The organism is Candidatus Neptunochlamydia vexilliferae (assembly GCF_015356785.1).
Lineage (GTDB): Bacteria > Chlamydiota > Chlamydiia > Chlamydiales > Simkaniaceae > Neptunichlamydia > Neptunichlamydia vexilliferae.
Genome location: NZ_JAAEJV010000017.1, coordinates 1 through 19,849, shown reverse-complemented (window position 1 = coordinate 19,849; position 19,849 = coordinate 1). Strand labels below are relative to the sequence as shown.

General features: G+C 45.0%; 13 protein-coding genes and 1 pseudogene. 7 read left to right on the top strand and 7 right to left on the bottom strand.

From position 1 onward, the window contains the following. Positions 1-66: 66 nt before the first annotated feature. The 5 genes from nqrE to NEPTK9_RS04390 all read right to left on the bottom strand — a co-directional run bounded on the left by nqrE (position 67) and on the right by NEPTK9_RS04390 (position 4,559). Positions 67-756 carry an NADH:ubiquinone reductase (Na(+)-transporting) subunit E gene (gene nqrE / locus NEPTK9_RS04410; RefSeq protein ID WP_194847620.1) on the bottom strand — a complete coding sequence of 230 codons (690 nt, stop codon included), beginning with the start codon at positions 754-756 and terminating at the stop codon, positions 67-69. Beyond that, positions 757-1,395: an NADH:ubiquinone reductase (Na(+)-transporting) subunit D gene (gene nqrD / locus NEPTK9_RS04405; RefSeq protein WP_194847619.1), complete on the bottom strand. Its 639-nt coding sequence runs from the start codon at positions 1,393-1,395 to the stop codon at positions 757-759. Further along, positions 1,388-2,275, bottom strand: a complete 888-nt coding sequence (nqrC, locus tag NEPTK9_RS04400; protein ID WP_194847618.1) for an NADH:ubiquinone reductase (Na(+)-transporting) subunit C — start codon at positions 2,273-2,275, stop codon at positions 1,388-1,390. Before nqrC ends, nqrD begins: the two co-directional genes overlap by 8 nt. Continuing rightward, complete coding sequence (gene nqrB, locus NEPTK9_RS04395) at positions 2,247-3,737, bottom strand: NADH:ubiquinone reductase (Na(+)-transporting) subunit B (protein ID WP_194847617.1); 1,491 nt, start codon at positions 3,735-3,737, stop codon at positions 2,247-2,249. The genes nqrC and nqrB overlap by 29 nt, the downstream gene beginning before the upstream one ends. Positions 3,738-4,202: 465 nt before the next feature. Beyond that, positions 4,203-4,559, bottom strand: coding sequence for a hypothetical protein (locus NEPTK9_RS04390; protein ID WP_194847616.1), 357 nt, complete (start codon positions 4,557-4,559; stop codon positions 4,203-4,205). A gap of 278 nt (positions 4,560-4,837) precedes the next feature. On the opposite strand from NEPTK9_RS04390, the gene NEPTK9_RS04385 reads away from it, so the two are divergent. The 4 genes from NEPTK9_RS04385 to NEPTK9_RS04370 all read left to right on the top strand — a co-directional run bounded on the left by NEPTK9_RS04385 (position 4,838) and on the right by NEPTK9_RS04370 (position 15,046). Further along, a complete protein-coding gene (locus NEPTK9_RS04385) occupies positions 4,838-7,927 on the top strand; it encodes a U-box domain-containing protein (protein ID WP_194847615.1) in 3,090 nt (1,029 codons plus the stop codon). A gap of 419 nt (positions 7,928-8,346) precedes the next feature. Continuing rightward, on the top strand, positions 8,347-9,264 hold the full coding sequence (locus tag NEPTK9_RS04380; protein ID WP_194847614.1) for an Rpn family recombination-promoting nuclease/putative transposase: 918 nt from the start codon (positions 8,347-8,349) through the stop codon (positions 9,262-9,264). A gap of 345 nt (positions 9,265-9,609) precedes the next feature. Next, on the top strand, positions 9,610-14,481 hold the full coding sequence (locus tag NEPTK9_RS04375) for a hypothetical protein (protein WP_194847613.1): 4,872 nt from the start codon (positions 9,610-9,612) through the stop codon (positions 14,479-14,481). Next, positions 14,453-15,046 carry a hypothetical protein gene (locus tag NEPTK9_RS04370; protein ID WP_194847612.1) on the top strand — a complete coding sequence of 198 codons (594 nt, stop codon included), beginning with the start codon at positions 14,453-14,455 and terminating at the stop codon, positions 15,044-15,046. Before NEPTK9_RS04375 ends, NEPTK9_RS04370 begins: the two co-directional genes overlap by 29 nt. On the opposite strand, the gene dnaA is transcribed toward NEPTK9_RS04370, so the two are convergent. Next, positions 15,043-16,377, bottom strand: a complete 1,335-nt coding sequence (dnaA, locus tag NEPTK9_RS04365) for a chromosomal replication initiator protein DnaA (protein WP_194847638.1) — start codon at positions 16,375-16,377, stop codon at positions 15,043-15,045. The two genes, NEPTK9_RS04370 and dnaA, sit on opposite strands and share 4 nt — an antisense overlap. 229 nt (positions 16,378-16,606) lie before the next feature. Between dnaA and NEPTK9_RS04360 the strand changes: the two genes are divergently transcribed. The 3 genes from NEPTK9_RS04360 (at position 16,607) to NEPTK9_RS04350 (ending at position 19,409) form a co-directional block, all read left to right on the top strand. After that, on the top strand, positions 16,607-18,271 hold the full coding sequence (locus NEPTK9_RS04360; protein WP_194847611.1) for a glycosyltransferase family 2 protein: 1,665 nt from the start codon (positions 16,607-16,609) through the stop codon (positions 18,269-18,271). Between the two features lie 37 nt (positions 18,272-18,308). Further along, positions 18,309-19,094 (top strand): alpha/beta hydrolase, encoded by a 786-nt coding sequence (locus tag NEPTK9_RS04355; RefSeq protein ID WP_194847610.1) that lies wholly within the window; start codon positions 18,309-18,311, stop codon positions 19,092-19,094. 99 nt (positions 19,095-19,193) lie between these two features. Further along, positions 19,194-19,409 carry a hypothetical protein gene (locus NEPTK9_RS04350; protein WP_194847609.1) on the top strand — a complete coding sequence of 72 codons (216 nt, stop codon included), beginning with the start codon at positions 19,194-19,196 and terminating at the stop codon, positions 19,407-19,409. A gap of 250 nt (positions 19,410-19,659) precedes the next feature. Here NEPTK9_RS04350 and NEPTK9_RS09655 read toward each other — a convergent pair. Further along, positions 19,660-19,849: pseudogene (locus NEPTK9_RS09655) on the bottom strand (IS1634 family transposase); the annotation flags it as partial.

Below are 19,849 nucleotides of genomic sequence, written 5' to 3'. Positions count from 1 at the left end.
TCTGTCAGCCTTAAATTTCGAGAACAGAATGTAGCGTTAACAGACAAAAAAGTGGGATTGCGCTAATTATCCTTCTTTTTGCTGGAAAAAGGGAGAGTCGACGTCGGTCGTTTCGGCGACTTTATCAAGAGCGATCCCTGCAAATCCCATAAAGGCTAAAGAGATCAGCCCCGTCATAATAAAGGTCATTCCCATGCCGGCGAGCCCTTTTGGGATGTTCGAGTAGGCAAGCTTTTCCCGGATCGAGGCGATGAGGAGAATCGCGATCCACCAGCCGATGCCAGCCGAGGCAACATAGACAAGGTTGGGGATAAAGGGATAGGAGCGGACGGTGGCAAAAAGGGAAGCTCCAAGAATCGCGCAGTTAACAGTTATAAGGGGAAGATACATCCCCAGCGCCCGGTAAAGAGCAGGAGCAAACCGGTCGATCACAATTTCTAGGACTTGGACAAAGGCGGCGATAACCGAAATGTAGATCAAGAACTCTAAGAATCCCAGGTTGACATCGGCAACACCGATGCTCCGGAGCCAAAAGAGGGCATTTTCTCCGGTAATATAGTTGTGGACAAGCCAGTTGAGCATCCCTGAAATCGAGATCACCACAAAGACAGCAAGGCCGAGACCATGCGCCGTTTTAATTTTATTCGAGCAGGCGAGATAGGAACACATCCCCAAAAAGTAAAAGAGAAGAATGTTTTGAATGAAGATCGATTGGATCGAAAGGCCAATGAGATTGAGGAATGTGTAATTACCCACTTAAGCGCCCTCCTCTTTTGCAATTAGATTTCGGATCCAGATCATTCCGCCGATGATAAAAAAAGCAGAAGGGGCCAGAGCCATAAAGTTGGAGTTGACGTAGCCGTCTGGGTGCTGCGGGGTGGCATACCAACTTTGAGGAATGATGGGGAGGTCAAAAAGGGTTCCAAACCCAAAAAGCTCCCGGATAAAGCCGACGCCAAGGAGGACGAGGGCGTAGCCGGAAGCGGCGCCGAGCCCATCCATAAAAGCGGGGAGGGGACGGGTGTTTTGTGCCATCGCCTCAGCGCGTCCCATGACAAGGCAGTTCGTGATGATCAGTCCAACAAACACCGAAAGGGTGAGAGACATCTCATATAGGTAAGCCTTGAGGAATTGATCGACGATGATGACAAACGAAGAGATAATGGCAAGCTCGGCGATCATCCGGACATTGGGAGGGGTCCACTTCCGAATGAGTGAAACGAAGAGGGAGGAAAACCCCGTTACAAAAATGACGGCAAGCCCCATCACAATCGCAACATTCATCTTGATGGTCACGGCAAGTGCCGAACAGATCCCCAGGATGGCAACAAGGATTTGGTTATTGTTCCAGAGCTGGTCGGTGTAGTAGCGGATAAGAGGGGACCTTTTAGCCATCAAACTCTCCTTGATTTGCCCGAATAAGGAAAGGGCGGTAGGGAGCAAGGGAGCGTCTAAAGGCTTCATTGACACCACTAACCGTAATCGAAGCGCCAGGAATGCCATCGACAGCGCTTTCTGCCATCGGAGTTTTTCCCAAGGTTTCCTCCACCGTTGTCTTCACCACTTTAATCCCAAGGGGGGCACGCTCAAAATTGGTCATTCCACCGGGACTTTTTTGGAAAATATCTTTCCCAAAAAATTGCTCTTGCCACTCGGGAAGGGAGATCTCTGCTCCCAGTCCCGGGGTCTCTTTTTGGCTGTACCAAGTCATTCCAAGGACCGTATCTCCGTTGGCCTTTATTCCCAAATAACCATAAATCGCATCCCAAAGTCCATACCCATTGATCGGAATGACATAGCCGTAAGGTATTTTACTTGGGGTATTTTGCTTTACAAGATAGACCAATTTGTAGGGGAGCTCTGCGTAACCCAGTTTTTCATTTTCGGTGAGGTAAATTTCTTCATCGATTCCAACCTCTTCAAAAGTATAAAGATCACCATTCCGGTTGGTCAGGCGGGCAAAGATCCGGGTCTCAAAAAGGGCTAAAATCTCTTCGTTTTTAGCTTTGGGTGGGGTCTTTCCTTCATAAGGGATGAGGATTTTTGCTTGAGAGTGATAGATTGCTGGTTTTCCATCGAGGAGAAAGTGTCCTTGATAGCCAAGAATACGGGTGGCCACGAGGAGTTGCTTACTTCGATAAAGTTCCCGCGCATCTTTTTGTGGCGCTTTTAAAAACTCGGCTAAGATCGATAAGACAAGAGCGCACGCTGTCGAGAGGATCACAACAAATAGGAGGGTGCGTAAACTACTGAATGATGATCTTTTTTCTGTCATACCGTTTTTTGATTGCTCTATTTGTTATCAAGTGGTCGATAAGAGGGGAAAAAACATTTCCAAAGAGGATGGCAAGCATCACCCCTTCGGGAAAAGCCGGGTTGATCACCCGAATAATAATAGTGACCACGCCGATTAAAAGGCCGTAAAGCCAACGTCCCCCCTTCATCGCCGGGGAGGAAACAGGGTCGGTTGCCATAAAGACGAGGCCAAAGACAAGACTTCCCAAAAGGAAATGTTTGTAGGCGGGAAGTCCATACTTGGCAGGGCTTAAGGGACCCGATAGCCACTCGAATAGACTGGCGCACAGGAAAGCTCCAATGACGACGGCTAACATCGTGCGCCAAGATCCAAGGCGGCAATAGATCAGTAAAAAGGCCCCCAAAAGACAGGATAGGATCGAGGTTTCTCCCATCGATCCTATCCGATTGCCAAAGAAGAAGTTTGTGTTGGTGAGGATCCCTTGAGCAAACTGGAGTTCGCTAAAGCGGACCGCATAGGTGTAGTTTTCAGGAGAAAGGCCCAGCCCTCCTTGACTGAGCGGGGCTGTGATGAAACGCTTTTGCTCATCTGGAGTCAGGGCTGTAAAGGTGGCTCCTGGTTTCCAACGGCGGAGCTGCTCTTCTAGGATCTTTTTTGTTTTGACCTCTTTCCCATACTGGAGCCCAATCGCATCGACGTGGATCCGCTTGATGTCATCACTGATGTTAAACCGGTTCAGCATTGAGGCTTGGGTAATCCCGTCGATCTCCCCAATTTGCCGATTCATCCCTTGGATACTTTCTTGGATCTTGGTCGGGTTAGTCCCCACCCACACATCTCCTGTCACCTTGGTGGGAAAGGCAAAAAAGATAAAGGCACGGCAAACAAGGGCAGGGTTTAAAATATTCATCCCCGTTCCCCCAAAAAGTTCCTTGCCAATGATAACCCCAGCCGATACCCCGACAGCCACCATCCAATAAGGAATTGTTGAGGGGAGGATCAGGGCAAAGAGCATCCCCGTTACTAAAAACCCTTCTGAAACTTCATGGCGCCGGACAATGGCAAAGAGGACCTCCCAAAATCCACCCACCGCATAAGAGATCAGCATGACAGGGAGAAAGGCGACCAGCCCTCCCTTTAAAATTGGCCAAAAGTGCTCCGCTGAAAAGGCAAAGTATCCTCCAAAGGTTTCCGATGCCTTCATGTAGATGTAAAGCCGCTTTACATCTACACTTCCATAGACAAAACTTTGCATTCCGCTATTCCAAATTGCCATGAGGATGCAGGGGACAAGGGCATAGACGACGAGCATCATCCACCGCTTCAAGTCGATCAGGTCTCGGATGTGGGGACTCCGCATGGTTCGGAGGGGGGCTTCATAGAAAAAAGTATCGAGCGCCTTCACAAGGGGGCGGAAGCGGGCAAGGGGACGGTCTTCTTCGGTGAGCTTGAGTTGGTAATCAAAAAATTTTCTTAGCATGGCCTCATAATGGCGAAAGTTTAATTCTCCATCAACCCCTGACCCCGAAGTCCTACCTAGTCGAGTGGCGCAAGGGGGAGGCTCCCTTGCGCTACTCGACTAAGGAGCTGGGCAAGAATAATTCATGCGTTTCTGCAACCATAACATGGCCTTTTCACCTTTTCGCACACTTTTTCCTGAGCAGCAATTCCCTTACTTTTTTAAAGTCTGCATACTTGGTTGGATGAAAGATACGTCGGAGCCTTGCTCCCGACGTATCTTTCTTACATATACAATCTACCGATAAATGTGCGAACTTTTTACCTGTAAAGCTGAATAAGGCCCATAACATCTTCATCTGCTTTGTTGCAACTCCTTGAAAGCTAATAAGCTTCCTGCGGATTTAAACCCCGCAGCTAAAGCGTTATGACACCAGAAATGCATGAGTTATTTTTGCCCCATTCCTAAGCTACCTGAACGCTTACCTTATCCTTCACTTACTTTTTTCTGAGGATGGTCTTCTTCAATAGGAAAAGGGATCACCTTTCTAGGAGCGATATAAGCAATGGTGGTCTCGATTGCAGTGAGCCGATTTTCAACTTTCCCAACCCGGTCACCGAGGTGTTCGATCTTGTCATCGGTTCTTGAAAATTTAAGATCGACTTCCTTACGGAAGTCTACTATTTCCTTATTGACCTTGTCGAATTGTCTACCGACCTTCTCGAACTCCTTGTCGACCTTGTCGAATTTTTTTTCAATCAACTTATAGAGCCATGCTAAGCTAGCAATAGATGCTCCGATGAAAGCAGCTAACTGGCCCCAGCTAATCGTTAACGTTTCCATAATTACTCCTTACCCAACATTGTAACTCTCGATCAGTTAGTTGACAAGGGGGTTGATTGAAAAATTTGGTAACAATCACTTTTCAGCCCTTTTCATACTCACAAATCTTGCAATTGCTTCATGAGTTTATTTTTTTTAAGAAATTAATAATCAGAGTTTTGTATAAAAAACCGTTTTCGAGAAGCTTTCGGAAGTCACATTTCAATTTTTTTTTTTGCAAAAAAAGATGTGTTACGTTAAGTTTGGTCTTTAAATATTGTTAACATAGGAGAATTTCCATGAATATCAGCCCTCTTAACTCTTCAAACATCCCTTTTGCCGTCTATTTTACCCCCAGGCACCAGCTCTCATTTATCGCTAAAGACCCTATTCAGGTCGATCTTAAGGAGGCAGGTTCCTCAAAAACCTTTATCGCAGAGGTCATCTATCCCCCAGGCAAAGAAAAAGCCTCTGAGGTCAAAAAGGAGATTAAGGCCCTTCTTAAAAAGGGCATTGCTCCCATTGTAACCCCCAAAAGTGGTGGGGGCTATGAGGTCTCTTTTAGAAAGGGGTCAAAGGCTGTCCCTCAGGCTCTCCCTCTTATTAAAGAACTCATTGTCCATATCAAAAAGCTCCTTTTGGAAAACAATACCTACAGGAAAGATCTTTGCTGTCCCTTGACTCTTGATTTGCTCCAAGATCCTGTGATTGACAGCTGTGGTCACACCTTTGAAAGAGAAGCGATCGAAAACCATCTACAAAAAAACCAAACCTGTCCCTTAAGCCGCAAACCCCTTAAAAACGAAGATCTCCGACCCAACCTTTCAATAAAAAGCCAAGCTGAAAAAGCCGGTAAAAAATTTCCTATTCCTCTTCCCGCCCAGCTCAGTGGTTATACATTCGAGCAAGACTCTGAAGAAGCTGATGATTGCATTAAACGAGCTCAAAGACGGGCAGAAAAAAACGATCTTAAAAAAGCTGTTAAAGACTATAGGGAAGCCTTGGAGTACACAAACCTTAGCAAACATTACTTTCCTCTCATCGACATCTATAAAAAGAGCAAACAGCCCAAGGAAGCAGCATTTGTTGCCCTTGTCCACATCTACCTCAAACACCTAGAAGCTTATAAACCTAACATAAAGCAAAGCAATGCTGCATCAAGTAGCAGTTCTTCTTCAAGCAGTAGCTCTAGTCAATCAAGTTCTTCATCGAGTAGTAGCTCAACCACTCAAGTCTCCAATAACATCATACAAAGAAAGCTTCCCGATATTGCAATTGGAAGGGATGTTTGGGAAAAACACTTTGATAGTGTTGAAGGGGAAGAAGGGACGCTTCCCGACAACATTGAGGAAATCCTAAATGCTCCGACTCCCTTTAAGTTGGAAGGTCATAGTGGTAAGGTTCGCGATACCCATATTCTCGTATGGATCCCTGAAAGGGTTAATGGGATTGATGTTTCTCTGGATGGACTGGAAAGCATTTTTAAGAAGCATAGAGGTTATTCCGATCCTATAAAAGAGGAATTCGGAGCTCAAAAGCTTGAAAGAGCATGCTGGGTCCTTATAAGCAAAAATGTCTTGCAAGGAAGTCGAAATGGAACTTATGATCAACAAAAGAAAATCATTGGTGCCTATTCATATCAGGGGTATGCCCTTCCAAAAGTCTTAGAGATGACAACTGCCCTTTTAATCTATGAAAAAGTGATGAAGAAACGGTTGCTAACTAGTAGCCCATATACATGGACTCGGTGTCAAGAGAGTATGCATAATAACAGTCGATGGCCTGTATTCGTTGGCGGTTTCGAGGCTGGAGGCCTCTATCCATACTATTACAATTACAATAACAGTGGCCACCAAAATCATGGAGCTGTTGGTGTACGCAAGTTTAAAGAAGGCCCCCCACTAAAACCGCAGCTTCGTTCAAAAGCAATAGAACAAGCCTTAGAAGTCTTTGGGAAAGACCCAAAAATTAAAGAGCTAGCCATTCGTTATTATGAAGCTACCGCGCAAACCGAAAAGGCCTATAGCAAAGCGATAGCTCTTGCGAAAAACCCCAAGCCCGAAAAAGCCATCGAGTACTACCAAAAGGCTCTCAGCCTGAATCCTTCCGCAGCTGAAGCCTACAAGGGGCTCAAAAAGCTTTACGATCAGCTGCCCTCTTCGCAGAAAATACAAGCAAACTTTCACCTTGATCTAGCGCAGTTTTGTAGCAGCTATGCTAAAAACAAGCTCCAACCAGCCAAGGACCAAACAAAAGAGGCCAAAAGCCTTGTTCCCAATACCGATAGCTCTTTACTTGCCCAGTTGACTCTGATCGATAAAAAGAAAGATCCCAAAACCGCAGGGGTTCTTTATAGGGAGCTGATGAACAGCTCTGAGGAAAACCCCAAGCTCTACACTTATGCTCTTGAAAAACTTCTTAAGCTTAATAATAGAGGAGAAACAACAAAAATTATCGCTTCTTTAGCAGTTAGGGTTCTTAACCTCGAAAAAGAATTTGCAGCTTTTAAGAAGAATGCTCAGACCTCACAGTCCCCTCATATAAACTCGAACGCTTCTTCAAGTACCTCCTCTTCAAAGATTCTTAGAAATCATAGGATCCAATCTTACTCTGAATGGTCTGGTAGTGCTCTTAAACAAATAGTACCTAATCCTACTGCCCCTATTAACTCTCCCCCTAAACCAGTCTCCAGAAATGAAAGGATCCAACAAAAGTTTCCCAATACTGTTTTTGGAAAAAGCGTATGGGAGAAGCACTTTAAGAATATTGTAGGAGCAGAGGCACCGCTTCCCAATAATATTGAGGAAATTTTAAACGCCCCCACCCCCTTCAAAGTTGAAGGTTGTAAAGGGGAGAAGGTATCTGATACCCATATTCTGGTTTGGATTCCTGTAAAGATCGCTGGAAAAGATATTAGCTTAAATAGCTTAGCTCCTTCTAAAGAACTTGAGCCATTTTTTGAGTCATATAACAAAGCTTATAAAGATACATATCCAGGGCTTGCGCAAGTTGCAGCAAAAAAAGTTATGAAGCCGGGTTGGAAACTTATCACTAAAGGGATTCTATCTGGAACAAGAAGAACAAGCTATGGGGCTCAAAAGACAGTTATAGAAAAGTATAGGTCAAAAAATTATGAACTTCCTTCTTTTCTAGATATATTTGTTGGAAGCATTATTTACTTTAAGCAAGAAAAAGAACGGTTACTTGCTTGCCCTCCTTTTACTCCGTTTACTTATACCAGATGCTTAGAAACAACTACCAATGGTCCGGTAGCAATTGGCATACAGGGAGAGGCAGGAGGGCCTACTATTTACGTTGACCAAGGTAAGTCGTGGAACTGGGAGCGTAATGGAATGGCAGCTGTAATAGACCTAGATAATAAAAATTAGCTTAAGTTTGACTGAGTAAAGCGTGGCTTTAGAGTATAAGATCAAAAATGGGTGGGAAATTTTTTCGTTCTGATCAAACCTATACTTTTTTTGGCCGCTTGCCCTTGGGCTATACCCTGCGATGGGGATCAAGTAAGGAGGACCTTGAATGGAAACATATCGCTCGCCTTCTCATCGATTTGAGGGTAAAAATTGGGTATACAAATCGGTTCTTTCATGATAAAATAGTGGGTAAGGGCGTGTTAGAAACCTGAATTTCGGGTTTATTTCACTCAGCCTCAGGGGATTTTAGCTTTCTTTTCTCCTTTTTGATCTTGGAAAGGGCCATTTAAACCCTTACCTTCGATTAAAAAGAAGAAAATTTAAGCAAAACTCCCTCTGGAGCCAAGCAAAATAAACCCGAAATTCAGGTTAGAAGTATGATAGACCTATTAGATATCAAAGTCGACATCGTCTTTAAAGATTTTTTTGGCGATAAAAGTAGTAAAGAACTTTTAGAAAGCTTTATCAATTCTGTTTTAGGATTTGAAGGGGATGATCTCATTGAGATTGAAGAATTCTTAGATCCTAGAAAAATGCGGGTTGAAGTTGGTAGACCCTCAACTTTCGTGGATTTATCGGTAAAAACCAGGGGAGGGGAACGCTATATCATTGAAATGCAAACTTATAACCACGAAGGGTTTGATAAAAGGCTTCTTTATTACTTAGGAAAGGATTATACAGAGCAGATAGATTACCATCATCACCAACAAGCAATAGAAACCGAACGGCAAAAGAAACAAAAAAAGCTAGTAGGCTGGCAAGACCTTCCCAAGGTCCACATTGTAGCAATTATTGACTTTCACCGAAGTGAACGAGAAAAAAATGGCATTTTGAATGATGAGAAAGTGGTAGAAACCTATCGATTTAAGCCTGAGTTCTCTTCCTCTAATGAGCATCTTTTTAATCAATGGAAAGCCACATTGGTTGATCTTAAAAAATTTAAGGATAAACCTTTAAAGGAACTCAAAACCCACAAAGAAAAATGGTTTTATCTTCTTAAAAATGCTTCTCTAATAAAAGAAAAAGAAGCAAGCGCATTAAAGCAAGACCCTGTTTTTCAAAGGGCTCTTGAAAGGCTAGAGAGGCTTTCATCCGACCCAGCGACAAGAAAGGCTTATGAAGCCAGTATTAATGAACATAGAGATCATTTGGCAGTCTTATCTTCTGAAAGGAAAGCAGGGCGTAAAGAAGAAAAATTAGAAATTGCCCAAGCCTTGCTTAAACAAGGCCTTCCATTAAGTCAGATTGCTGAAGCAACCGGTCTCTTAATTGAAGAGGTCAAATCTCTGCGCTAGGTTTTTCTAGAACAGAGGGAGTAGTCATGCGAGAGGAAATATTGAAAGCTATTCATAATAAGACAGTTATACCCAAACAAATCCAAGAGTTGTTTTTGGGTAATGCGAAAGCTGTCGAAATTTGTTGATCATAAGTGGCCTAATATTAAAAATATGAGGTCACTTACGATGAGGAAAGTTCAAGGCGTCCGGTGCAGGAAGCCCAAATCGGGCTTTCGAAGGAGGGCAACGATGAAATTTTCCATAGGAAGAGCTTAAGGATTGACCACCTTTTGACGACACCCTGTAATGACCCTATACTTTTTTGGGGCGGTTACCTTATATTAGGGGAAAGGTATTTGTGGTATGCGAAAAAAAGTTGTCATTTGGTTCATTGCCCTCTTTACTCTTCTCCTTGCCTTTGGAGTCGGGCATCACTCTCTTATTTGTTTTGGGGTAAAGTCCTACTTAAGCTTGCGACTTCCTAAGGGAAAGAAGCTCGAGTTTGCCTATGAAAAGTCCCGGTGGGAAGAGGGGGAGTTTGTCCTACAGGGAACGACCTTGCAAAGGGAAGGCTCTTTCGATGTAAAGGTCGATGACCTAAGGGTGACCTTTGATTTTCAACTCTTTCCCTTTCGGTTTGCCCCCAAGGTCATTATGGACCGCCCACAGATCGCTTTGATGGGAGGTTTTGGCCAGACAAAGAAGAAAAGAGGACTTTACAAGACACTCAACAAATACTTTTTTGGGACCCCTCTCCAAATTCGAGGAGGGACTTTTAGGATTGGGGAAGAGACCGCTTTTATCGAGCTCGACCAAGGGGTACTTGAGCTCAGCCAGGATCGGGAAAAACCCTCCTTTGTGATGTCCTTTTTCAAAGAGGGAAAGGAGCTCCGTTTTGACCTTAACCTTGAGGAGCTAGAGACATGTTGGGCCTTTGAGGTCGGCCGCTTTTTTGCTCCTGGCCTAGACCCTGCGATGGGTGTCAAGCAAGGGGTGTTGAACGGAAACCTATCGCTCGCCCTTTCACCCCACTCCCATATCGAATATGTCAAATATGACCTCGATCTTTCCGACTTTGCGATGTCTCATGAGACGTATGGCCTGGAAATGAGCCTTCAACACTTGGGATGGAAGGAGCATTTTACCTCGAACCAGGAAATGGGACAGCTTGAGGCGCATCCCTTCTTTGATAAGGTGTGGCCCTATTTTGTGGGCGATGGAGAGGTGACGGGGATGCGGGTCCTTTTTGGTCATTGGGCAGCGGCTGATGTGAGTGGGTCCCTGCGCTTTAGCTCGATTAACGAACCCCTTGTCGAGTTTCATGGGATCTTCCACCAAGGGGGAAATGAAACTCCCTTTCACCTCATAGGAGAGGGGGCGATTGAAGATGAAGCTCTTTGGAAAGTGGCCTTTAATGCGCACCTCTTCTCAAAGGAAAAGAGTGAAACATTCTTCTCTTTAGCTTCGAAAGGGCATGGACAGTTTCAGCTCGACGCTGCTTGGGAAAATATCGAGGCGGGCCAGGTGACCCTGTTCCAACATTTAGCTGGAATGCACCTCCCTCTTTTAAAAGATATTGCCATTGAAGAGGGGACTTTTAGCGGAAAAGGGGAAGGGTGGATAGAAAGAAAAGTGCTAAAGCGGTTCCAGCTTCACCATTTCAAAGTCGACCACTTGAAGGGAAGCTCGAAAGAGGTCGCTCTAAGGGCAAATTCGATCGAAGGAAAGGGGGAGTTTGATTTTTTAACGGCCGATTTTTTTGATGGGACTTTTTGGGATTTGGCGGTTTCTGGCGGAGAACTCTCTACGCCTCAAGGAAAGATAGAAGAGATCGAACTTGCTCTTTCGATGCATGATCAATATATCAAACCCTCTACCCTAACTTGCCGGTATGAAGGGATAGAGGCAAAGAGCTCTTTCGAGGGACTTTACTCCCATTTAAGTGTTAAGGCAGCTATTGCTTCTGAACTTGCAGATGTCGATTTCGAGGCAAAATTTAGGAGGTTTGACCACCGCTTGGTTCTTGAAGGGCTTGCAACCTTTTTAGAGGAAAGGGATCAGATCGAGTTTGGGGTTAACTGGGACGTTTCTAAAATCCATGCAGGTCAGTATTTAGAGGCGCTAGAACTGGGATGGTTTACAGGAAAAGAGATCTCGGCAAAAACGGTTAATATCCCCTTAGTCGCCTGGAATCGGGGCTTTAGAGGTGAGGGAAAATTAGACATCGAGGGGACGTTTAATAGTCGGGCGATTGAGTTTAGCCTCGACCCTACTCATCTGACCTACCGCTCTGAAAGTGTAGATATTATTCCTCAGTCTACGACAAAAGTGGCGAACTGCACCTTCTTTTTTGACTTTCAAGAAGGGGCATGGCGGGGGAAAATTCCCCTACAAGGGGTCCGCTTAAAGGAACACTCTTTTGGTCTCGAATTGGAGTCATTCACCTCAGAAGTTGATCTTGAAGGGACCGAGTTTCTTTTCCAAAATGTCGATGCATTTGGAGATGGGGTCCACTTCCAAGCAGAAATTACTCTCGACTTCTCTTTTGATGACCGGAACCTTCTCAAAATCAATACCTATGCCATTGATGGAGAGGCCGAAGATGTCCTTACCTTTTTAAGTCATTTTGAAACCTTTAATGGGCTCGATCTTCCCTTAAAAGGGAAGATTACGAGTGGTCCTGGAGAGATGCACTTAGCTGCCTACGTGGGAGATGTCGAAGAGCTCCTCGAGTGGAGAATTGCTCTTCATTTAGGAGAGGGAACTTATCCCTTTTCACCCACACTGGGCTTTGAACATTTAGCAGGGGACTTATACTATTCAGCTGAAGACGAGCTTTTTAAAATTAAAGAGGTGGAAGGAAACCTGACCTTAACAGCGGGAGAAGCCCCTAGGAAATACCAGCTTAACGTTCCCCTTTTGGAGCTTGACGCCATCAAGGGGGTGTTAAACTACGATTTCCGTCTAGAGGCGCCTACCCATGAGATTTGCCGCATTGTCGGGAGGGGAGAAAAAGAAGAGAAGGAGTTTTGCTTAAGCTTTGATTTTGATAAGACCCGCCTTTTTGGGGCGCAGGTTGATGTCAAGCGGCTCACCTTTGAAGAAGGGGCAACCCTTTCTCGCGCCGATATTTCAACGACTCTCTCCGCGCTTGACCTTGTTCACCACTTAGACTTTTTAAATTCAGCGGGGATCCTCAAGGTAAAAGGGCTCCATGAGATGCGAGGTCCCCATGTGGAAGGGGAGATGTCAGCCCAGTTCTTATATGATAGAGAAGGGGAGACCTTTTCCTTTAATGTCGAAAGCTCTCGCTTGAAAATGGGGCCGATCGACCTCGACCATCTAGCCATCGATGGGGCAAGGGAAAAAGACCGATTCGACTTAAGACAGTTTGAGGTAGGGTCGCTGAAGATCCTTGCCCAAATGGAAAAAGAGGAAAAGCGGTGGCACCTTCCAGAGCTCGAGATGACGTGGGAAAATAGTTTCCTGAAGGGGGAGTCTGCCTATTTTGATGAAGAGGGGAAGTATTTTAAGCTCCCCTTAAAGCAAATGGGGATCGATATGGAAGAGGTTTCCGCCCTTTTCCCTCATACGGACTTTGATTGGAGCTATTTATCAGGGACCTTTTTTGCAGCAGGGGAAGTGGTCTTTGACTTTTCGAAAGGGCTCCGAGGGTGGACCTTTGACTCACAACTTAAGGTGGTGGGAAAGGATTTTGGAAAAGGAAAGCTCCATATTGAGAGTCCTGAAGTGCTCCACCTCTCTTTTGATGCCTCTTCTGGCTTTTCCTTAAGTGGCGCTGACTTTAACTTTCTCCACCCCCGCTCGAATCAGCTTTGGGCAAAGTGTCATTTCGATGCCCTTGCCTATCGCAATGGGGAACTTTCTGGAAAGGGGGCAACAGTCATCGCCCCCCCTGAAATGGTCCATTTCTTAGGGCAAACCCATGCACTTCCCCACCTCAGCTATGAGGAAGAGCGCCTCATCCTGTTTGATACCCCGTTAAGATGGGACAATCAGGTGGAGGCATCATTTAATTTTGCTTTAGGGAAAGAACCTTTTGCTGAAGGGACGTTAAAGGATGGGTACTATTGGATCGGAGATAAGGCGTGGCATCTTAGCAATGTCTCCTTCGGTTTTAAAGAAGGGGCTCTTCAACTCGGTTTAAACTCACAGTTTAATGAGATTCCCTTTGCACTCAAAGGAAAGCTCCACCTATCCCCCCACCTCTCTTCCCGTATTGAGTTGCAAGAGGAAGGAAGTGCCCCTCTTGTGATCCAAACCCGCTGGAATCAAAACGAAGGGTTTTTTATCCAAAATATTGAGGGGGAAGTGTGTGGCCTCGATCTTTCTTTCCACCACAATCCGAAGGCATCGACTTTAGATCAGATGGTTCTGAAAGGGCAGCTAAAGGTCAATGTGCCCCACTTAGCAAAGCTCCTTCCTGAAAATGTTCAAAAAACCATTGAAGAATTTGAGATTGGAAAGGGATATGAGCTCAGCGGGGATGTTGTCATCCCCAAGAAGCATCCCGAAAAGAGCCATTTTACCGGCTATCTTAAGGGGAAACGGTTTCAGTTAATGGGATCGGTAATGGAAACGTTGATGAGTGAAATTGCGATCCGCTCGGGCCATATCGAGCTCAGTCACTTTAATATCAGCGATGCTTCAGGTCTTTTCTCGATGGAGTCGATCGACCTGACCCAAGAAGAGGATAAGCGGTGGGAACTTCAGATTCCTAAACTGACGATCACCGATTTTCGTCCTAGCCGTTTGAAAAAGATTGGAAAATATCCAGCGCGGATCAAACCGCTGACTGTTCAAAAGTTGGAGGGGCATAGCATCCGTGGCTATCTCGGTGACCCGGCAAGCTTTGCCGGTAAAGGAAACCTCAACTTTATCAACACCTTTAAAAGGGACTACAATTTCTTCGATATTCCCTTTGAAATCCTGGGGCGTTTAGGGTTGGATATGGGTCTTCTTGTTCCTGTACGCGGTTCCCTAAAGTATATGATGATGGATGGGAAGATCTATCTCACCGAGCTTCGGGAAAGTTATAGCGAAGGGAAGCGGTCAAAATTCTTCCTCTCTCCCACTCACCAATCTTATATTGACTTTGATGGAAACATCAATGTGAGTATCAAGATGAGGCAGTATGTTCTCTTGAAGGTGACCGAGCCTTTTACCCTTTCCATTGGTGGCACCTTTGAAAGCCCTAAGTATAAACTCCGTTAAGTCTATTACTCACTTCTTTTATCCCTCCTATTGTCTCCATTGTGAAGGGACAGTTGCAAAGCCCCACCACCTCCTTTGCTCCTCCTGCTTTGAGCAAATCGAGCCGATCGACCCTAAAAGCCGGTGTCCCATCTGCTGGGGACCCTCTCCTTGTAAACCCTGCGCGAAAAAGCCCACACCCCTCCGTCCTCATCGCTCCCTTTTTGAGCCCTATGGCCCGATCCTTCCCCTCTACCAAGAGTTTCTCAAAACAAAGCGGGCAAAAACCCTTGCCTCCTTGATTGTCATGGCGCTCGTCCACACCTCTTGGCCTCTTCCCGATATGATCGTTCCCCAGGTCACTCCCCCTTTTCCCAAGGAAGATCCTCTCTTTATCTTAGCAAAAAGTGTGGGTAAGTTCCTAGAGCGGCCCGTTTCTCTTCCCCATGAGCGGATCCAAGACAAGAAGGTCCTCCTTTTAAATGGAGCGATACGAAGTGCTAAAGAGGTAGTAGAAGGGCGGCGTTTGCTTTACACCTTTTTCCCTCAAAAGGTTTACTCTTTTGCTCTTTTAGATTGCCGTTAGGCTTCGATATTTTGGCGGGTCATTTGGACCTGCCGCCTAAGGACATCATCCTTTTCTAGCTGGGCAGAGATCTTCTTCCAGGCGTGGAGGAGGGTGGAGTGGGTTTTGCCGCCGAAAGAGGAGGCAATTTTCACAAGTGATTCCCCAAGGAGTTCTTTCGCAAGATACATCGCGATTTGGCGAGGATAAGCAATCTCTTTAGTGCGGGAAGAGCCGCGGAGATCACTTTCACGCACATTGAACATCGAAGCAACGCTATGGAGGATCCGATCGATCGAGATTTTAGAGCGGACAGGAGCTTGAAACATCTCGCTAAGGATCGAGTCGACGACCTCTTTAGAAACAGCGAGGTTCATGAGGCGGCAGTAGGCACCAAGACGGTTGATCGCCCCTTCAAGTTGGCGGACATTGTTATAGATGTGTTCGGCGATATAAAAGGCGATATTGCTAGGGAGGTGGAGCCCCGTTTGTTCCGCCTTATATTGGAGAATCGCAACGCGGGTTTCTAAGTCAGGTGTTCCAATATGGGCAACCAGTCCCCACTCCATCCGGGCGACCATCCGCTCAGAAAGCTGGAGTTGTCCGGGAGGTTTATCGCTGGTGACAACAATCTGATTATTTTGGTTGATCAGCGCTTCAAACATATTGCAAAACTCTTCTTCGAAGTTGAGCCGATTTTGCAAAAACTGGATATCGTCGACGAGGAGGATATCGAGGTTCCGGTAGTACCGTTTCATCTTGTCGACCGACTTGTTTCGAAGATGGTGGACAAGGTCGCTGATAAAAGCTTCGGTGGTGATGCACTGAATTTTTAGCTTTGGGTGGTGCTTTTTCACATAGTGGCCAATCCCATGTAAAAGGTGCGTTTTTCCGAGTCCGACACCTCCATGGATGAAGAGGGGATTGTACGATTTTCCAGGGCGGGAAGCAACACCAAGGGCTGCTGACTTAATAAATTGGTTGGAAGGGCCCTCGATAAAATTTTCAAAGGTATAAGAGGTGTTAAAGAAGAGCTCCTGCCCAAAATCGGTCTTCTTTTTCGGTTTGGGAGGGGGACTATTTTTCTTTTTTTGCTTTTCCTGCTCTTTGATCAAAAAGGAGATAAGCGGCTCCCCCTTTTTATCTTTGGGGAAGAAGTTGTTGAGTGTTTCTTTGTAGTTGTCGAGAAGATATTGCTGAACAAAAACATTGGGAACTTGGAGGGTAACAGGATCGGATCCATCTACATACTCAATAGGGGCGATCCAATTTTCAAACTCGGCGCGCGAGCACCTATTTTCCATAAAGGAGACAAAGTTTGACCAAACATCTTCTGCAATTTGTGCTGACATGTACCCATTTCCAGTAAAGTTATTGACAATCTTTCCACAGTGAAACTGCGGTGATTTTTTTCGCCGTAACACTACCACTATCCCGCTCTTTCAGCAACAAAAAATCTCCTCTTTTCGTTCTTTTTTTTCTAACACTTTAAGCCACAAAAAATAGAGAATCGAAACACGTTTTTATTGCAAAAAAGAGAGGCAAAATTATACAGTCAAATTTTAAATCGGAGCGTTAAGCATGAAAAAAAGCGTAGCTTTATTATTCTTTTTTGTGGTCTTAGGATCGACCTATTATGGCCTCAGAACTCACTTTGGGCTGGTTTCGGTCTTACCGAAGACTATGAGTGAATGTGAAATCCAAAAAGGGCTTGCAGTCATCCATCCCGTGCGCAAGGACCGGTCGATTATCGCCATTGTTTTTGGAGAGGATAAGTTTGTTAAGAGAACCCTTGCTTCTCTTTTTGATCAAGTCTATTTGAACAAGCGGATTGTTTATATTGCAAATGGCTTAGTCTTAGAACAGGCGGAGGCCTTTGCTCAAGAAAAAGGAGAAAAAGTCGAGTTTATAAACAATAAAGACTTTAAACCCCGCCTTGAAATTCTCTATGAGGTGATTCAAGCGTGTGACTCGGATGAAGTGATTGCGCTGATTGAGGGAAAAGATTGGCTAGCCCATGAAAATGTTTACGACCACCTGAACTGTGTCTACGCCAACCCTGACGTTTGGATGACCTATTCGCGGGCGATTTCTCATCCTAATTACCAGGTCATTCGAGGGAAAAGTCACCCCGATAAGGTCTGGACCCAAAAAAAGTTTCGGCAAAACAAAGAGAGTTTCTTAACCCCGCTGGTTACTTTTTACGCCGGGTTTTTTGAAAAGATCAAGCTTCAGGATCTGCTATATGAGGGGATCTTTATCGATGACTGTACCCCCCTTGCCATCCAGCTTCCCCTTCTTGAAATGGGGGCTGAACACACGCTTTTTATAGATGAGGTGAGTTATATCATCAATGAAGTTGGCCAAAAAACTGACCATGAGTTTCACCTAGAAAAAGTGGCAGCCATCGAAACCCATCTCCGGACCCTTCCAACCTATTCGAACCTTTCTCAGCTTCAGCTAAGGGATGAGGAGCTCTCGGCCCATCGGTATCAAACCGACCTTATCCTCTTTTCAGAAGATAGCCCTTTACAGCTCTATGCCTCCTTAGAGACTCTTTTTTCCAACGGAAAGGATATCAATGCTGTCTATGTTCTTTATGAAGCAACGAGCTCAGAGTTTCAGCGGGCCTACCTCAACCTCCAAAATGAATTTCCCACCGCCCACTTTCTCAATATCTGTGACTATCCCGGGAATGACTGTGGCTCCCTTTTGCAAGGGGTCTTAGAAAGCCGTCTCCACGCCTCTCCTTACGTTGTCATAGGAACCGATCATCACCTCTTTGAGGAAAAGATCGGATTTCATGACTGCATCGCTGCCCTTGAAAAAAGCCATAGCGACTATTTTCTCCTTTACCATCCCTTAAAAGAGGTGGGCTCCCTTATTCCTATCGATCAGGGGATTTATGCCTATCAACTAATGGAGCGCAAGCAACCCTTTACCCTTTCACTTTGCCGGAAAACCCTTTTCGAAGATCTCGATGGGGTGGCAAGTGTTGCGTCATTTAAGAAGCTATGGGAAAAAAAACTTTCTTCCCAAGGGATTGTCCTTTTTTTTGAAGATAAAAAAACGACTGTTCTTGACCTGAAATCCTCTCGCAATCGAAAAAAGCGATGGGGGCATAAGTTTATCGAAGGGTTTAAGATTGACCTTGCCTCTCTTGTTGCTGAAACAGAAGAAATAGAAAAAGGAAATCTACCTTTGGTCAAAAGAGGTAAAAAAAATTTGATAAAAAAATCTTCTTGAAATAGAATGGAACTCAGTTTTAACCAGGAGGTTACTAATGAAAAAACTGTGTTTATTTTTACTACTTACTTTTACTCATATTCTTTTTGCCGATGTTCTCTATATAAGTGATCGGCATGGGTTTACCGATCCCGATTCTTTGTCCGCCTCAACGGTCATAACAGAGGACCTCAAGAAAGGCATTACCCAAGACCAGTGGATTCAAGCCACCCGAGGCAAAAATATTGCTGTGTTAATTCATGGTTACAACAATGAGTTTGAAAAAGCAATGAACTACTGTTCCAGAATCATAGAGAAGTCCGCTCACCTTTATGACACCTTTATTTGCTATTTTTGGCCTGGAGGGGACCGGGTTATTGAGTATTTAAGTGCTAGAAACCGTGCTGTTAACTACCTTCCTTCCCGTGTAGCTTCCTTGCTTGGAGAGATTGCTCATTTGGGAAGAAATGTGGATGTCTTTGCTCATAGTATGGGCTGCCGTCTTACACTAGAGGCAATGACAGAGCGGAATCATTTTTCTTTGCGCAATGTATTCCTGCTTGCTCCTGCAGTAGATAATGAAGAGCTTGAATATGGAGAAGACTATGAAGATGCGCCACTAAACTGCTCAAAAATGTTTGTCTTCTATTCGGATGACGACCAGGTTCTCAAGATGGGATTCCCCCTTCTTGACTTTGATACCGCTTTGGGCCGTTTTGGTGCGGAAAACCCTCGGGACTTACCCCCTAACGTCTACCAGATCAACGCCGATGGCCACCGCCACAGCGACTACGCAGGCTCTGACTTTGTCTTCGGCAAAGTCTCCCAGATCCTCGGCCATTAAATAAGCAGGGTGCTTCCTATAGGAGGCACCCCTTATGATTTAAATTTTAATGCTGAAAAGGGTTGAGGAAACTGCTATAATGAGTATTCAGGAGGTATTATGGAAACAGGAACAGTGACAGTTACTTGGGGGCAGTTGATCTTCATTGGGATAGTTATTTTTAGCTTGGCATGGATTTACACATTGCTTGATAAAAGACTTGATAAAGCAGATCGGAGCATGAGAGATTTTCGCAATGAGGTTGATCTTAAGCTCTCAAAAGTTGACGATAAAGTTGAGCATCTCAGAGATCGTGTTGGTAAGGTTGAAAATTGACTGACTGCCATTAAAATAACAGCTCCTTATGCTATTCCCAGAAAGGTCACCCCTTTTCCAACAAAAGAAAGCCAATGAGGGCTGATCCTTTTTCTGGTTTATACTTTCCTTCTACCCTGCCATTACCGAACTTGTTTGAGTGTAATTTCCCCTTTTGTCAAGCCTTGTACCGCTGCAGGTAAAGAGGTTTTAGAGCCACTCCGTAGACAAGTATTGCTAAGAATAGAGCATCAAGCCCATGTTCCGCAAGTCATGCTGCATCCTCATATATTTTTTGGTATACCGGTCCCATTAAGCTGAGTATGGTTATCCTCACTGCATTGAGGTTTAGTACCATTTCGGCAACCCCTTGATCGGTTGTTTTATAGAGAATATGAACTCCCTCAAAGAGTTGATAAATCCACCTCATCGTGGGTTTCTTTGTTGGCTGGCCTCTCTGG

Bases quoted from the DNA above. Each gene is read 5' to 3' on its own strand.
- NEPTK9_RS04385 (WP_194847615.1), top strand. From the start codon at position 4,838: ATGAATATCAGCCCTCTTAACTCTTCAAACATCCCTTTTGCCGTCTAT.
- NEPTK9_RS04375 (WP_194847613.1), top strand. From the start codon at position 9,610: ATGCGAAAAAAAGTTGTCATTTGGTTCATTGCCCTCTTTACTCTTCTC.
- NEPTK9_RS04360 (WP_194847611.1), top strand. From the start codon at position 16,607: ATGAAAAAAAGCGTAGCTTTATTATTCTTTTTTGTGGTCTTAGGATCG.
- nqrD (WP_194847619.1), bottom strand. From the start codon at position 1,395: ATGGCTAAAAGGTCCCCTCTTATCCGCTACTACACCGACCAGCTCTGG.
- NEPTK9_RS04390 (WP_194847616.1), bottom strand. From the start codon at position 4,559: ATGGAAACGTTAACGATTAGCTGGGGCCAGTTAGCTGCTTTCATCGGA.
- NEPTK9_RS04350 (WP_194847609.1), top strand. From the start codon at position 19,194: ATGGAAACAGGAACAGTGACAGTTACTTGGGGGCAGTTGATCTTCATT.
- NEPTK9_RS04380 (WP_194847614.1), top strand. From the start codon at position 8,347: ATGATAGACCTATTAGATATCAAAGTCGACATCGTCTTTAAAGATTTT.
- nqrB (WP_194847617.1), bottom strand. From the start codon at position 3,737: ATGCTAAGAAAATTTTTTGATTACCAACTCAAGCTCACCGAAGAAGAC.
- nqrC (WP_194847618.1), bottom strand. From the start codon at position 2,275: ATGACAGAAAAAAGATCATCATTCAGTAGTTTACGCACCCTCCTATTT.
- dnaA (WP_194847638.1), bottom strand. From the start codon at position 16,377: ATGTCAGCACAAATTGCAGAAGATGTTTGGTCAAACTTTGTCTCCTTT.
- NEPTK9_RS04355 (WP_194847610.1), top strand. From the start codon at position 18,309: ATGAAAAAACTGTGTTTATTTTTACTACTTACTTTTACTCATATTCTT.